The following is a 13,727-nucleotide window of genomic DNA, read 5'->3' on the forward strand; positions in this document are numbered from 1 at the left end:
GCGAATGGTGCGGGTGGGTCGGCTAAATCTAGGGTGCATGGTGTTCCGCCTGGTCGTGGGTCACCAGCATGTCTTCGTCCAGTTCCCCGTCAGGGAAGAAGCAGGCGAAACGCTGATCCGGTGCGGGCGCCGCGGGTTCCAGCGCCTGCGCCGCCGACGACGGTGCCACAGCTTCCAGCGGCGGTTCCAGGGTTAGGCACTTTTCCTGCTTCGCGGCAGGCAGGGCGGCAAACACCGGGCAGCGGGTGGCAAAGTTGCAGCCCTTGGGGGCATCCAGCGGCGACGGGAGGTCGCCCTTGAGGATGATGCGTTCCCGGGTGCGTTCCACGTGCGGGTCCGGCACCGGGATGGCGGAGAGCAGGGCGCGGGTATACGGGTGGCGCGGGTTGTCGAACACGCGGTCCACCTCGCCGATCTCCACGATCTTGCCCAGGTACATCACCGCCACGCGGTTGGAAATGTGCCGGACAACGGAGAGGTCGTGGGCCACCAGGAGGTAGCTCAGCCCCAGTTCCGCGCGGAGCTTGTCCAGGAGGTTGATGACCCCGGCCTGCACCGACACATCCAGTGCCGAGACGGGCTCGTCCAGGACCACCAGCTTGGGGTTGACCGCAAGTGCGCGGGCGATGCCGATGCGCTGGCGCTGGCCGCCGGAGAACTGGTTGGGGAACCGGTTCACGTGGTCCGGCTGCAGGCCCACGAGCTTCATCAGCTCCATGATCCGCTTCCTGATGGCCGGGCGGTCCATGCCGGCGTTCTGCAGCGGTTCCGCGAGGACCTCGTACACGGTGAACCGCGGGTCCAGGGCGCCGGTGGGGTCCTGGAACACCATCTGCAGTTCGCGCCGCATGGCGTTCTTGGTCTTGGTGTCAGCGGCCTGCTTGTTGCTGATGCCGCCAATCACCACCTCGCCGTCCTGGTCCTTGTGGAACTCCATGATTTCCAGCAGGGTGGTGGTTTTTCCGGAGCCCGATTCGCCCACGATGGAGAAGCATTCGCCCTCGCGGACGTCGAAGCTCAGTCCATCCACGGCTTTGACCGTACCGATTCGCTTCTTGAGCAGCGCACCCTTGGTCAACGGGAAGTGCTTGCGCACGTCCTTAAGCTGGAGGACGGTGGAGCGGTCCTCCCGCGGGATGGCGTCGAAGCGTGACTCCGGTACCGGCGGGGCGGCGAAGATGTCGTGGACGTCCACGTCACCGCCGAGGGCCGCCGACTTGATGCAGGCGGCGTGGTGCAGGGCGCCTCCGGGGACCGGGGCCAGCGCAGGTTCCCCGTCGAGGCAGGCATCGGTGGCCAGCGGACAGCGCGGCGCGAAGGAGCATCCGGTGGGGGTGTGCAGGAGGTTCGGCGGTATGCCGTCGATGGGTACCAGCGAGGATTTTTCGGATACATCCACGCGCGGGACGGCTCCGAGCAGGCCCAGCGTGTAGGGCATCCGCGGGTTGTAGTAGATATCGTCCACCGCGCCGGTTTCCACGGGCTTTCCGGCGTACATCACCATGATGTCGTCGGCCATGCCCGCCACCACGCCAAGGTCGTGCGTGATCATGACGACGGCGGCGCCGGTTTCCTCCTGCGCGGTGTGCAGCACCTCGAGGACCTGGGCCTGGATGGTGACGTCCAGGGCCGTCGTCGGCTCATCCGCAATGAGCACCCGGGGGTTGTTGGCAATGGCGATGGCGATCATCACGCGCTGGCGCATGCCGCCGGAGAATTCGTGCGGGAAGGCCTTCAGCCGGTCCTTCGGGCTGGGAATTCCCACCATGGCCAGGAGCTCGACGGCGCGGGCTTCCTTGGCCTGCTTGCTCATGGTGGGGTTGTGGATGGTCAGCGCTTCGATGATCTGGGTGCCCACGGTGTACACGGGCGTCAGGGAGGACAACGGGTCCTGGAAGACCATGGCCAGTTCATTGCCGCGGTATTCGCACATGGCCTTGTCGCTGAGCCCCAGCAGTTCGCGGCCCTTGAGCCGTACCGAACCGGTGACCTCGGCGGCTTCCGGAAGCAGGCCCATAATGGCCAGTGATGTCACTGACTTCCCGGAGCCTGATTCGCCCACGATGCCCAGGGTCTTGCCCGGCAGGAGGTCGAAGTCCACTCCACGGACGGCATGGACCACGCCGTTCTCGGAGTTGAACCGGACGTTGAGGTCCCGCACGGACAGCACAGCGTCAGTGGGCGCGTGGAGCCCCGCTATGTGCAGCCGCTCGACGGCGTCGGCGGTGGAATTGACCGACGCCGTGGTGCCGGACCCGGTAGTGGTTTCGCTGCTCATTTACTCTTCTCCGCCCGGATTTTCCTGGCCTTTCGGGCCTTGCCCGTGGAACTGGAACTGGGGTCGAACGCGTCCCGCAGGCCGTCGTTCATCATGGCCAGGGAGCCGGTGAGCAGGAACATCACCGTCAGCGGCACCCAGAACATCCACGGGAAGGTCTGTACCTGTGAGGTGGCACCGCCGATCAGGACGCCCAGGCTGACGTCCGGAACCTTGATGCCGATGCCGATGAACGAGAACGCCACCTCGGCGAGGATGGCGCCGGTGACGCCGCGGGTGATGTCCAGGACCAGCAGGGACCCGATGTTGGGGACCAGGTGCCGCCAGACGATCCGCCGCGGCGGGACGCCCATGTACTGGGCTGCCTTGACGAAGTCCCGCTGCATCAGGGACATGGACAGGGACCGGATCAGCCTGGCGGTGCCCATCCAGCTGAAGACGAGCAAAACGATGATCAGCAGCAGCCAGGACGGAAGGTCGCGCTTGAGGCCGGCGCCGCCGCCGCTGGTGGCCACTGCCACCACCAGGAGTGCGGGCATCATGATGAGCGCTTCGAGGACGAAGAGCATCACCTTGTCCACCTTGCCCCCGAAGTAGGCCATGGTGCAGCCATAGACCGCAGCGATCAGCACCGAGACCAGGCCGACGATCAAGCCGATCAGGATGGAGATGCGGGTGCCTTCAACGGTCATCGCGTAGAGGTCGATCCCCGCCTGGGAGGTGCCCAGGTAATGCTCGGCCGAGGGCGGCATCCCGATGTTGAAGGGGTCGATGGTTTCTTTGTCCCAGGTAGTGAGGAATCCGCCCACGAAGGAGAAAACGGTAAGGGCCAGGAAGATGACCAGGCCGGCCACGGCGGTCTTGTTCCGCATGAAGCGGCGGAAGATGATGGTGGACTTGGCGATGACGACGTCGGCGCTTTCCAGGTGCGCGTCCTGCGCTACTGCCGCGGGGTCCACTGCGTTCAGGTTGGTCATGGTTACTGCACCCGCACTCTCGGGTCAACCAGGGTGGTTGCGAAGTCGGCCAGGATGGCGCCCAGGGCGAAAATGACCGAACCGTACGCCAGGGTGGCGGTGGCGGCATTGACGTCCTGGAGGGAAATGGCGTCGATGCTCCAGGAACCAACGCCGGGCCAGGCGAAGATCTTTTCGGCAAAGAAACCGCCGGCGAAGATGGCCGGGATGGTGAAGGCGATGCTCTGGGCCACCGGGATGAAGGACACGCGGAGTGCGTGCCGTGCAATGGCCTGGTTCCTGCTGAGGCCCTTGGCGCGGGCGGTCCGGACAAAGTCGGCGTTGACGTTGTCCAGCAGGTATTGGCGCTGGGCAATCTGGTAGGCGCCCCAGCCCACCAGCGTGATGGCCACTGTGGGGACGGCGTAGTGGGCCGCCATGTCCACTACTTGTGGCCAGCCGGCTTCCATCCCGGGGGTGGAGATGCCGGTGACGAAGAAGATGCGGTTCCCCACCGTCTCGTTGATATTGATGGCACCGAGCTGCACCAGGAAGTAGGCGATGGGCGCCGGGACGATGTAGGCGAGGTAGCTGTAGGACGTGATGACCCGGTCCTGGAACTTGTACTGCCGGGCTGCCGAATACACGCCAAGGGCCACGCCGATGATGAGGGTGAGGATGATCGAGGCCAGGAACAGCCGGGTGGAAATCCACACGCGGTCACCGAACTCGGCATTGATAAAGGCGCCGTTGGGGCTCCTGCCCCAGTCCCAGCGGGTAACGACGCCGGTGAGCCACTGGACGTAGCGGTCCCACGCGCTCATATCCGGGTCGAGGCCCTTCAGGCGCATCGAGTTGGCCACCTGTTCAGGGGTGGGCCGGGGAATGCGTTCCTGCTCCAGCAGCGCCGGTTTTAGTGAGCTGACCGCCAGGAAATATCCGGCGGACGTGGTCAGGAAGATCATCACCACATACGTGATGCCGCGCTTGGCAAGGTACTTGAGCATGGGACGGCTACTTTTGCTTCGCCGCCACGTGCTGCTGCGGCGGACACAGCCAGGCCCGCCGGTGTGCCGGAATGCGGGGCAAAACAACAATCACGCGATGGTCCTTCCGTCTTCCCCGGCTGGGCGGGGGTTGTGCCGCGTCGCCGGAGTTCGTTGCCAGCGGATAGCTGGCTCCCGCAGCCCTTGCGGGCTGGTCCTGATGGACTATGTTGCGGGTCACATTCCAGAGGAAACTATCACAGCCGTAAACGCAAGATGCCCGCCAATGCCCGGAAAAGCACACGCCCGTATCAGATCGTTATGAATAACTCTGTGGAGTTGATTTGACTGGACGGATCCTCCACAGGGGGCTAATCTAGCGGGCCCGCACCACGCGTGTGACAAGATCCCTCCAGGAATCCACCAGCCGCTCCGGCGGAACGCCGTGCCGGCGGACCAGGTCGAGCAGGCGCTCGGGGTCCAGGGCTGCGCTGAGCGACCCCGCCATGAGCCAGGGGTCGGCGTCGAACCCTTCATCCCGCAGCAGCACCTCGATATGCCGGAGCCAGAGCGCCGCGGCAGGCACCTCAAACCGCCCCCGCGAGGCATTCTCGGCGGCGAGGACCAGGTCGCCGAACTCCACCACGTAGGCAATGCGCTCAGCCCCGAAGGCGATGAGCCGGTCCAGGCCCGGAGCCCCGGGGCCAAGCGGTGGCGGCCCGAACATGAACCGTGCCTGGAAATCTGCTTCGGAGTCGTTGAGCAGTGTCAGCATCAGCCCAGCCCGGCTGCCGAAGCGGCGGAATACCGTCCCCTTGCCCACCCCGGCGCGCTCGGCGAGGCGGTCCATGGTGAGGCCCTCGGTGCCGCAGTCGGCAATCAGCTCCCTCGCGGCAAGCAGGAGGCGCTCCCGGTTCCTTGCGGCATCGCTGCGTTCGGCCGCTGCCGGAGTCGGCTCGGGGCGCAGTGGGATGGAGGTCACAGGATCCAGTTTAGACCCCGGGAATAATAAACGGACCATAGTCCGTTTAGTCTGGTGAAGGCATCAAATGCCCCAGCTTTGAAAAGGCCGACGGCCCTCCCGCGGCCCCTACCAAGGAGTTTCCATGACGAAGAGCACCATTCTTACCCTTGTTGGCAGCCTGCGCGCCGGGTCCACCAACCAGCAGCTGGCCGAGGCCATCCAGGCCAACGCCCCCGAGCAGGTTGACGTTGTCATCCACGAGAGCCTGGGCAACATCCCGTTCTACAACGAAGACATCGACGTCGAGGGCCAGGTTCCCGCCGCCGCCGCCGCTCTGCGCGCCGCCGCCAACGAAGCCGACACCATCCTGCTGGTCACCCCGGAGTACAACGGCACTGTCCCCGCTCCCCTGAAGAACGCCATCGACTGGCTGTCCCGCCCCTTCGGCGCCGGCGCCCTCGCCGGCAAGCCCACCGCCGTCGTCGGCACCGCCTTTGGCCAGTTCGGCGGGGTCTGGGCGCAGGACGAAGCCCGCAAGGCCGCCGGCATTGCCGGCGCCCAGGTCATTGAGGACGCCAAGCTCGCCGTCCCCGGCTCCATGGTGCGCTTCGCCGAGATCCACCCCAAGGACGACGCCGAGGTTGTAGAGCAGATCAAGGGCGTCTTCGACGCACTGGCCGCGGCCGCCCCGGCAGCCTAGCCTCCCGAGCGGACCATCCGCGCAGTTCCTGCCGCGCCCGGCACGCCACCTCGCGTGCCGGGCGCAGCTGTACCGGGTGCCCCCGCCAGGCCCAAACCGCCACCACCCCAACCACGCCGCGGCGGTCCGCCGTGACCAACTCTTGTCCCAACCGGTACCGCACGGACATCTCCGCGGGTGGGCCGCCGCCGTAACGTTGATTCACTGGAAAAACCGGATGGAATCGCGGTGGAGCATGCCAAGAGAAGCAGCACCCAGGGGGCAGCGGAGTGCACGGGTAGCGGTGGCTGCCGCCCTGGCGCTTCCCCTGTGGCTCACCGCATGCAACGGCCTCCCGGCCTCACCGCAGGGCGGTACCGCGGCGAGCCCGGCCGCGGCTCCGGGCGCCGCCGTGCCGGCCCCGCAGCCGCAAGCGTCCCCGCCGGCCGGAACGGCCGCCATCACCTCCGGCGCCAGCACTCCATCAGGTGGGACGTCCCCGCAGCAGCCGTCCGGGGCCCGGCCGGAAGGCGTTGCTGCGCCGGCGCCGGCGGTGACGGGCCGGCCCGGTTCCGCCGCCACGGCCAGCGGGGTGCCGGAGCCGGGCACAACACCCTCAGCTGAACCGCCACCCTCCGCGGAGCCCTCCCCCGCAGCCGCCCCGGAAAGGATGCCCGCAGCCCAGGGGACCGTCACTGCCTACTTCGTCCTGCTGGACGACGGCGGCAATAACGGAGTGCGGTTCGGCTGCAATGACAGCCTGGTTGGCGTGGACCAGGCACGGCCGGCGGGCAAGGATCCGTTGCCGGCCGCCATGAATGCCCTTTTGGCTGCAGGCAGTGGCGCCAGCCTCCCGGCATCGGATGTCCCGTCCGGGCGCGAAATCTACAACGCGCTGGCGGGATCGCGGCTCAAGTTCCTGTCCGGCAGCTTCGACGGCACCGCCGTGACCGTCTACCTTTCAGGGGCACTGAGCCTGGGCGGCGTGTGCGACATTCCGAGGCTGGAAGCCCAACTCACCCAGACAGCGCTGGCCGCCGTAGGTGCCGTCAGGGCGCAGGTCTACCTCAACGGGCGGCCCCTGGCGGAGGTGCTGCGGCTGGAAGGTACACCGGGCCAGTAATTTCGGGAACAACAAGTGTTGCTTTTCAGGCAACACTCAGCTGTATCCTGAGCGTGTGAGCCACGAGACACTCGACGCCGCAGCCGCGTCCCTTCCAGCCGAAGCCATTGACGCCATCGAGCGGGCGGCCACCTCGGCGCACCGCCATGAGGAACTGTTCTCCGAGCGTGCCGCGAACATCAGGCAGTCGGCCGTGCGTGACGTCTTCGACATCTCGTTGCGCCCCGGACTGGTGTCCCTGGCCGGCGGAAGTCCCTACCTGCAGTCGCTCCCCCTTGACCGCCTGGCGGAAACAGCGGCCCGGATCATCGCCGAGGAGGGGCTCACCGCTCTGCAGTACGGCGCTGGCCAGGGAACGGAAGAGCTCCGCACGCAGATCTGCGAGGTCATGGCGGCCGAAGGAATCGTGGATGCCATGCCGCAGAACGTGGTGATCACGGCCGGCTCCCAGTCAGCCCAGGACGTCGCCACCAAACTGTTCTGCAACCCCGGGGACGTCGTCCTGGTGGAGGACCCCACCTACGTCGGCGCCCTGAACACCTTCGAGGCGTACCAGGTGCAGGTGGAAACCGTGGCCATGGACCAGTCCGGCTTGGTCCCCGAGCTCCTCGAGGCGCGGATCGCCGCCCTCCAGTTAGCCGGAAAGAGCATCAAGTTCCTCTACACCATCCCCAGCTTCAACAACCCCTCGGGCATAACCCTTGCCGCCGAACGGCGCCAGGAAATAGTGGATATATGCCGCAATGCGAATATTCTGATCATTGAGGACAACCCGTACGGCCTGCTGCGGTTCGACGGCGAACCGCTGGCCCCGCTGCGCGCCGCCAACCCGGACGACGTCATCTACATGGGCTCTTTCTCGAAAATCTTCGCGCCCGGCCTGCGGATCGGCTGGGCACTGGTGCCGGAGCACCTGCAGCGGCGGTATTACCTTGCGGCGGAGGCCGTCACCCTCTGCCCGCCGGCCCTGAACCAGATGCTCGTCTCGGCTTACCTGCGTGACTACGACTGGAAGGGCCAGATCGCCACCTACCGCGGCCTGTACGCCGAACGCTGCCGGGCCATGCTGGCGGCGCTGTCCAAGTACATGCCGGAGGGTGCCTCCTGGACCAGCCCGGACGGTGGCTTCTTCGTCTGGGTGACGCTCCCCGAGGGCGTGGACACCTACCCCCTCCTGCACAAGGCGATCGACGCCGGAGTGGTCTTCATTCCGGGAGCCGCCTTCACGCCGTCGGACGAGCCGTCCAACAAACTGCGCCTCGCATTCAGCGCCGTCCCGCCGGATGCCATCCGGGAAGGGGTGCGCCGCCTGGCGCCGGTACTGCAGGAAGCGCTGGCCGCGCGGTAGCGTTGGCCTCATTAGTGCCGTCAGGAACCAAGCAAAGGAGCATTTCATGAGCGGAACCATCGTTGTAGGCGTCGACGGGAGCGGTACAGCCAAGAAGGCCGCAGAGTCGGCCCGGGACCTGGCAGCAGCGCTGGGCGCCACGCTCCACGTTGTCTCGGCCTTTGACAGCGACCGCACGGAAGTCTTCGGCAGTGGCAGTGACCAGTGGATCGTCTCCGACGCGGACGGGGCCGAGCACGTGGCCCGGACGGTGGCCGAGTCCCTGGGCGGGCAGATCAAGGTGACCTACTCGGCGGCGCGCGGCCGTCCGGCGGACGCCCTGATCAAGGAAGCCCTCCGCATGGACGCAAAGATCATCGTGGTGGGAAACCGGCGCATGCAGGGCATCGGCCGGGTGCTGGGCAGCGTGGCCAACAGCGTGGCACACAACGCCCCGTGCGACGTGTACATCGCGAACACGTACGACGCCGACTAGGAGTTACGCCCGACACTCCCCGTGGTGGCGCACATCGCTGCGGGGGGTGGGCGTTCTCACGCCCAAAAAACCCATTCAGCTACGGGCGAAACGATAAAATTGAGGGAGCCCCCAACGGTGCGGACGACAACAACCCACCACTAGAGGGGACCCCTTGATCACTCTTCAGCGCCGCCAGCTCGTAGGCCACGACATCCTCCTGGCCCGCCACGGAAACCACATCTGCTCCATGCGCGTGGACCGCGGCAACGGCACGGTGGTTGCGCTGCTGGATGACGGCACCACCGACTCCGCGCCGAACATGATCGCCCCGGACCTCAACCTCCCCCGCACCGTCCGCAGCGTCCTGCGCGAGGACTGGAAGCTGCTCTCCATCATGACCGGTGCCGCAACGGCCTGGGCCGCACTCATGGTGGGCGCCGCCGTCGTCATCGCCTCCTCCATGGGCGACTCTGCCGCCGTGGACATGATGTACGCCTACCCGGCCTACTAGCAGTTCCGGCCGCACAAGCCGCCTACGGCACCAGCCAGAGCCTCAGCAGCCACCAGATCCCGGCCATCACCACACCGCCGAAGAGCGAGCCTGCCACCACCTGCGCCAGCGTGTGGGCGCGCAGGACCACCCGAGACCAGCCGACCGCCGGGATGAGCAGCAGCAACGGTGTCCACGCGGCGCCGAGCATCAGGACCGCAACAACGGCCGAACAGGAGATGGCGGCGGCGTGCCCGCTCATCTTCCAGAATGGGCTGACGGCTGCCAGCACCACCACTCCCCCCACCACGGCCAGCACCATGGCGATGACGCTGGCCGGCGCACCTGCTGCCGTCAGGACCAGCAGCCCCGCAAGGATGGACGCCAGGGCCATGAGCAGCACGGGAAGGCGCTGCCGGCGGTCGCTGACGTGGTGGTCCGTGACCTTTCCCAGCCGGACAAGGACCAGCAGCAGGAGCAGCGGCAGCACGCAGACAAACAGGGCAGCCAGCGCCCCGTAGGCCATGGTGGCGGGAAAACCGTCCTGGACCAGCGGGCTGATCAGCAGCTGGACGGTGACCACCACCGGCGGCTGGAACGCCTCGGTCAGCCACCGGGCGGTTTTATTCTTCACCCGGATGGCGCGGCCGGACGCCGCCACGCCAGTCCCTGCCCCCGCCTCAGTCAAGGAGCAGCGCGGGTTCTTCCAGGATGGCCGCGACGTCGGCCATGAACCGGGCGGACAGGTCGCCGTCCACCACGCGGTGGTCGAAGGAGCCACCCAGGGTGGTGATCCAGCGCGGAATGACCTCCCCGTCCAGGACCCACGGCTTCTGCTTGATGGTGCCGAAGGCGACGATGGCCACCTCGCCCGGGTTGATGATGGGCGTGCCGGTATCGATGCCCAGGGCACCGATGTTGGTGATGGTCAGCGTGCCGCCCTGCATCTCCGCCGGCTGGGTCTTTCCCGCACGCGCCGTGGTGGCCAGGTTGTTCAGGGCCAGCGCCAGCTCCTTCAGGGACAGGTCCTGCGCATCCTTGATGTTGGGCACCATCAGGCCGCGGGGCGTTGCCGCGGCGATACCCAGGTTCATGAAGTGCTTGACCTGGATCTCGGCAGCCCCGCTGCCGTCACCGCTCTCCACCCACGACGCATTGACGCTGGGATTCCGGGCGGCAGCCCAGATGACGGCCTTGGCCAGGATAAGGAGCGGCGAGACCTTGATGCCCTCAAAGTCCCGTGAAGCCTTGAGCCGTTTAACGAATTCCATGGTCCGGCTGGCGTCCACATCCACGAAGATGCTGACGTGCGGGGCGGCGAAGGCCGATTCCACCATGGCCTTCGCGGTCGCCTTCCGCACGCCCTTGACCGGGATAGTCTCGATCCGCTGGTCCTGCGGCTTTCCGGCTTTGCCCCAGAAGCCGTCCGCCTTGTCCAGTTCGGCGTCGCGCTGCGCCTGGTAGCTGACCAGGTCCTCGCGGGTCACCTCGCCGCGGGAGCCGGTGGCCACGACGTCGGCCAGGTCGATCCCGAGGTCCCGGGCGATCTTGCGGACGGGTGGTTTGGCGAGGACGCGGTTGACCAGCCCGGTGATGGTGCCACCCAGCGTGGGACGGGTGTCCACGACGGCGGCCTGGCCGCCCTGCGTTGCGGCGGCTGCCGGGCGCCCGGTGACCTCTGCCGGGGTATGCGGCTGGACCGGCTCCACTTCGGGAGCGTTGACCGTCACCGCGTCGGCGGGCTTGGCCGCCGCAGCGGTACGGGTGACGCGGGGGCGCCGTTTGACGGCGTCCGCCTTTGGTCCCGAGCCCACCAGCGGACCACCCGCCGGGGCACTGCCCTGCGCGCCGGCGTCGTTCGCGCCGTTGTCCTGGGCATCATCAGGAAGCTTGCCGTACATCGGCTGCGCAGGCGCATCGGCCTGCGCCGGTGCTTCAGGCGCCCGGACGTCAGCAGGCGTGGGATCGCCCGCGACGTCGTCGCTGACGCTGATGATGGCCGTCCCGACGTCGATGGTCACCCCCTCCGGCACGAGGAGTTCGGTGACGGTCCCGGCGAACGGGGACGGAAGTTCGACGATCGACTTTGCGGTTTCGATCTCGCACAGGACGTCGTTGATGGCGACGGCATCGCCCGGCTTGACCTTCCAGGAAACGACTTCCGCTTCCGTGAGGCCTTCGCCGACGTCCGGCAGGTTGAATTTATTCAGCGTCATGGTGTCCTCAGTAGGAGAGGGCGCGGTCCAGCGCCTCCAGGATGCGGTCGATGTCCGGAAGATAGTCTTCCTCCACCTTGGCAACGGGGTAGGGCATGTGGAAGCCGCCCACCCGGATGACGGGGGCTTCAAGGGAATGGAAGGCACGCTCGCTGATGCGTGCAGCGATTTCGCCGCCGATGCCGCCGAAAGTGGGGGCCTCGTGGGCCACGATCAGCCGGCCGGTCTTTTCCACGGATGCGGTGACGGTGTCGAAGTCCAGCGGCGAAATGGAACGGAGGTCGATGACTTCCACGCTGTGGCCGTCTTCCCGGGCGGCGTTGGCGGCCGCTAGGGCCACGGGAACCAGGGGACCGTAGGCCACGATGGTGGCGTCGGTGCCCTCGCGCAGGATGTGGGCCTTGAAGGGGTCGCCTGAGGGGCCGGGAGCTGCGGTGTCCACTTCGCCCTTGAGCCAGTACCGGCGCTTGGGTTCGAAGATGATCACCGGGTCCTGGCACTGCACGGCCTGCTGGACCATCCAGAAGGCGTCGTGCGGGTTGGACGGGGTGATGATGCGCAGCCCGGCGGTGTGGGCAAACAGGGCCTCCGGTGATTCGGAGTGGTGTTCCACCGAGCCGATGCCGCCGCCGTAAGGAATGCGGATGACCACCGGAACGGTGAGGTTGCCGTGGCTGCGGGCGTGCATCTTGGCCAGCTGGGTGGTGATCTGGTTGAAGCCGGGGAACACGAAACCGTCGAACTGGATTTCGCAGACCGGGCTGTACCCTCGCAGCGCCAACCCGATGGCGGTGCCGATGATGCCGGACTCGGCCAGCGGGGTGTCCACCACGCGGTCGGGGCCGAATTCGCTGATGAGCCCGTCGGTGACCCGGTAGACGCCGCCCAGGGGGCCGATGTCCTCGCCCATCAGCAGCGATTTGGGGTTGGCTGCCAGCGTGGCGCGAAGGCCTTCGTTGATGGCCTTGGCGATGGTCATGGTGGTCATCAGTGGCCTGCCTTTGCTGCTGCGCCGTGCTGGGCGGACGGTTCGTCTCCGCCGGCGAATCCTGCGCTGTATTCCTCGAACCAGGCCAGTTCCTCAGCCACCAGGGGGTGCGCCTCAGCGTAGACGTTGGCGAATGCGGCCCGGATGTCCGGGTCCTCGAGGTCGTGGGCGGTGCGGCGCACGTACGCGGCGAGCTCGTCGCCGTCGGCCTTGACCTGGGCAAAGTAGGCGTCGTCGGCCAGGCCTGCGGCGCGGAGGTACTTCTCCAGGCGCACCAGCGGGTCCTTGGCGCGCCAGGCGTCCTCCTCCTCGGATCCGCGGTACTTGGTGGGATCGTCAGCGGTGGTGTGGGCACCCACCCGGTAGGTGAACGCTTCAATGAGGACCGGGCCCTTGCCCTGGCGGGCATGCTCCAGCGCCCATTCGGTGACGGCGTGCACGGCGATGACATCGTTGCCGTCCACCCGGATGCCGGGGAAGCCGTAGCCCTTCGCGCGGTTGGACAGCGGTACCCGGGTCTGCACGTTGGTGGGGACCGAGATGGCCCAGTGGTTGTTCTGGCAGAAGAACACCACGGGGGCGTTGTACGAGGAGGCGAACACCATGGACTCGTGGACGTCGCCTTCGGAGCTGGCTCCGTCACCGAAGTAGGCGATGACGGCAGCGTCCGGTTCGTTTCCGGCCCTGCCCGCGGCGGCTGCGAGTTTCTGGTCACGCTGGATGCCCATGGCATAGCCGACGGCGTGCAGCGTCTGCGCGGCCAGGACCAGCGTGTAGAGGTGGAAGTTCGTGTCCTTGGGGTTCCAGCCGCCGTTGGACACGCCGCGGAACTGGCGGAGCAGTTCGGCGAGGTCCACGTCGCGGGTCAGCGCCACGCCGTGCTCACGGTAGGTGGGGAAGATGTAGTCCTGCGGCTGGCTGGCCCGGCCCGAACCGATCTGGGCAGCCTCCTGGCCCGTCAGCGGAACCCAGAGCGCAAGCTGGCCCTGGCGCTGCAGGGCTGTTGCCTCAACGTCGAAACGCCGGATCCTGGCCATATCCGCGTACAGTCCACGCAGGTCTTCGGGGGTGAGTTTGTCCGCGTAGCTGCTGTACACGGGGTCGGCGCCGAGTTTTCCGTCGGGGCCCAGCAACTGGACCATCTCTGCCGGGGGTTGGCCCATGACGGCTTCCGCGTCAGCTTCCCGCTGGTCGTCGACCGCTGTTCCGTCGAACTCGGTGGAAGGCAGATGTGTGCCCATA

13 protein-coding genes are annotated in these 13,727 nt (G+C 67.0%); 5 read left to right on the top strand and 8 right to left on the bottom strand.

Features of this window, described 5'->3' with window-relative positions; all coding sequences use genetic code 11:
• Window positions 1-28: 28 nt before the first annotated feature.
• From AC1DBN_RS09110 to AC1DBN_RS09125, 4 genes are all read right to left on the bottom strand, one after another.
• Window positions 29-2,278 carry an ABC transporter ATP-binding protein gene (locus AC1DBN_RS09110; RefSeq protein WP_091716744.1) on the bottom strand — a complete coding sequence of 750 codons (2,250 nt, stop codon included), beginning with the start codon at window positions 2,276-2,278 and terminating at the stop codon, window positions 29-31.
• Window positions 2,275-3,255, bottom strand: a complete 981-nt coding sequence (locus tag AC1DBN_RS09115; RefSeq protein ID WP_056080531.1) for an ABC transporter permease — start codon at window positions 3,253-3,255, stop codon at window positions 2,275-2,277. The genes AC1DBN_RS09110 and AC1DBN_RS09115 overlap by 4 nt, the downstream gene beginning before the upstream one ends.
• A 2-nt stretch (window positions 3,256-3,257) precedes the next feature.
• Window positions 3,258-4,241, bottom strand: a complete 984-nt coding sequence (locus tag AC1DBN_RS09120) for an ABC transporter permease (RefSeq protein WP_091716746.1) — start codon at window positions 4,239-4,241, stop codon at window positions 3,258-3,260.
• A gap of 355 nt (window positions 4,242-4,596) precedes the next feature.
• Window positions 4,597-5,202, bottom strand: a complete 606-nt coding sequence (locus AC1DBN_RS09125) for a TetR/AcrR family transcriptional regulator (protein ID WP_231994396.1) — start codon at window positions 5,200-5,202, stop codon at window positions 4,597-4,599.
• A 124-nt stretch (window positions 5,203-5,326) separates the two neighbouring features.
• Here AC1DBN_RS09125 and AC1DBN_RS09130 point away from each other — a divergent pair, with 124 nt between their 5' ends.
• The 5 genes from AC1DBN_RS09130 to AC1DBN_RS09150 all read left to right on the top strand — a co-directional run bounded on the left by AC1DBN_RS09130 (window position 5,327) and on the right by AC1DBN_RS09150 (window position 9,302).
• Window positions 5,327-5,884, top strand: coding sequence for an NAD(P)H-dependent oxidoreductase (locus AC1DBN_RS09130; RefSeq protein ID WP_091716750.1), 558 nt, complete (start codon window positions 5,327-5,329; stop codon window positions 5,882-5,884).
• A 235-nt stretch (window positions 5,885-6,119) separates the two neighbouring features.
• The gene (locus AC1DBN_RS09135; protein WP_231994397.1) at window positions 6,120-6,986 is read left to right on the top strand and encodes a GerMN domain-containing protein; all 867 of its coding nucleotides are present in this window, start codon (window positions 6,120-6,122) and stop codon (window positions 6,984-6,986) included.
• Window positions 6,987-7,041: 55 nt separating this feature from the next.
• Window positions 7,042-8,334 (top strand): aminotransferase-like domain-containing protein, encoded by a 1,293-nt coding sequence (locus AC1DBN_RS09140; RefSeq protein WP_314212866.1) that lies wholly within the window; start codon window positions 7,042-7,044, stop codon window positions 8,332-8,334.
• 46 nt (window positions 8,335-8,380) lie between these two features.
• The gene (locus tag AC1DBN_RS09145; protein ID WP_045732676.1) at window positions 8,381-8,809 is read left to right on the top strand and encodes a universal stress protein; all 429 of its coding nucleotides are present in this window, start codon (window positions 8,381-8,383) and stop codon (window positions 8,807-8,809) included.
• Window positions 8,810-8,963: 154 nt separating this feature from the next.
• Window positions 8,964-9,302, top strand: coding sequence for a hypothetical protein (locus tag AC1DBN_RS09150; RefSeq protein ID WP_091716754.1), 339 nt, complete (start codon window positions 8,964-8,966; stop codon window positions 9,300-9,302).
• 22 nt (window positions 9,303-9,324) lie between these two features.
• Here the strand turns inward: AC1DBN_RS09150 and AC1DBN_RS09155 are convergent, their stop codons facing one another.
• From AC1DBN_RS09155 to pdhA, 4 genes are read right to left on the bottom strand one after another with little or no spacing between them, the layout of a single operon-like run.
• A complete protein-coding gene (locus AC1DBN_RS09155) occupies window positions 9,325-9,942 on the bottom strand; it encodes a phosphatase PAP2 family protein (protein WP_172829884.1) in 618 nt (205 codons plus the stop codon).
• 19 nt (window positions 9,943-9,961) lie between these two features.
• Window positions 9,962-11,497 (bottom strand): dihydrolipoamide acetyltransferase family protein, encoded by a 1,536-nt coding sequence (locus AC1DBN_RS09160; protein WP_477723043.1) that lies wholly within the window; start codon window positions 11,495-11,497, stop codon window positions 9,962-9,964.
• A 7-nt stretch (window positions 11,498-11,504) separates the two neighbouring features.
• Window positions 11,505-12,485 (bottom strand): alpha-ketoacid dehydrogenase subunit beta, encoded by a 981-nt coding sequence (locus AC1DBN_RS09165; RefSeq protein ID WP_477723044.1) that lies wholly within the window; start codon window positions 12,483-12,485, stop codon window positions 11,505-11,507.
• The gene (gene pdhA, locus AC1DBN_RS09170; protein WP_477723045.1) at window positions 12,485-13,726 is read right to left on the bottom strand and encodes a pyruvate dehydrogenase (acetyl-transferring) E1 component subunit alpha; all 1,242 of its coding nucleotides are present in this window, start codon (window positions 13,724-13,726) and stop codon (window positions 12,485-12,487) included. The genes AC1DBN_RS09165 and pdhA overlap by 1 nt, the downstream gene beginning before the upstream one ends.
• Window position 13,727: the final 1 nt, after the last annotated feature.

This window comes from Pseudarthrobacter sp. 10T415 (assembly GCF_056394175.1).

Excerpts from the sequence above, each read along its gene's own strand:
- AC1DBN_RS09110 (WP_091716744.1), bottom strand. The coding sequence starts at position 2,278 with ATGAGCAGCGAAACCACTACCGGGTCCGGCACCACGGCGTCGGTCAAT.
- AC1DBN_RS09115 (WP_056080531.1), bottom strand. The coding sequence starts at position 3,255 with ATGACCAACCTGAACGCAGTGGACCCCGCGGCAGTAGCGCAGGACGCG.
- AC1DBN_RS09120 (WP_091716746.1), bottom strand. The coding sequence starts at position 4,241 with ATGCTCAAGTACCTTGCCAAGCGCGGCATCACGTATGTGGTGATGATC.
- AC1DBN_RS09130 (WP_091716750.1), top strand. The coding sequence starts at position 5,327 with ATGACGAAGAGCACCATTCTTACCCTTGTTGGCAGCCTGCGCGCCGGG.
- AC1DBN_RS09135 (WP_231994397.1), top strand. The coding sequence starts at position 6,120 with ATGCCAAGAGAAGCAGCACCCAGGGGGCAGCGGAGTGCACGGGTAGCG.
- AC1DBN_RS09145 (WP_045732676.1), top strand. The coding sequence starts at position 8,381 with ATGAGCGGAACCATCGTTGTAGGCGTCGACGGGAGCGGTACAGCCAAG.
- AC1DBN_RS09160 (WP_477723043.1), bottom strand. The coding sequence starts at position 11,497 with ATGACGCTGAATAAATTCAACCTGCCGGACGTCGGCGAAGGCCTCACG.
- AC1DBN_RS09165 (WP_477723044.1), bottom strand. The coding sequence starts at position 12,485 with ATGACCACCATGACCATCGCCAAGGCCATCAACGAAGGCCTTCGCGCC.
- pdhA (WP_477723045.1), bottom strand. The coding sequence starts at position 13,726 with ATGGGCACACATCTGCCTTCCACCGAGTTCGACGGAACAGCGGTCGAC.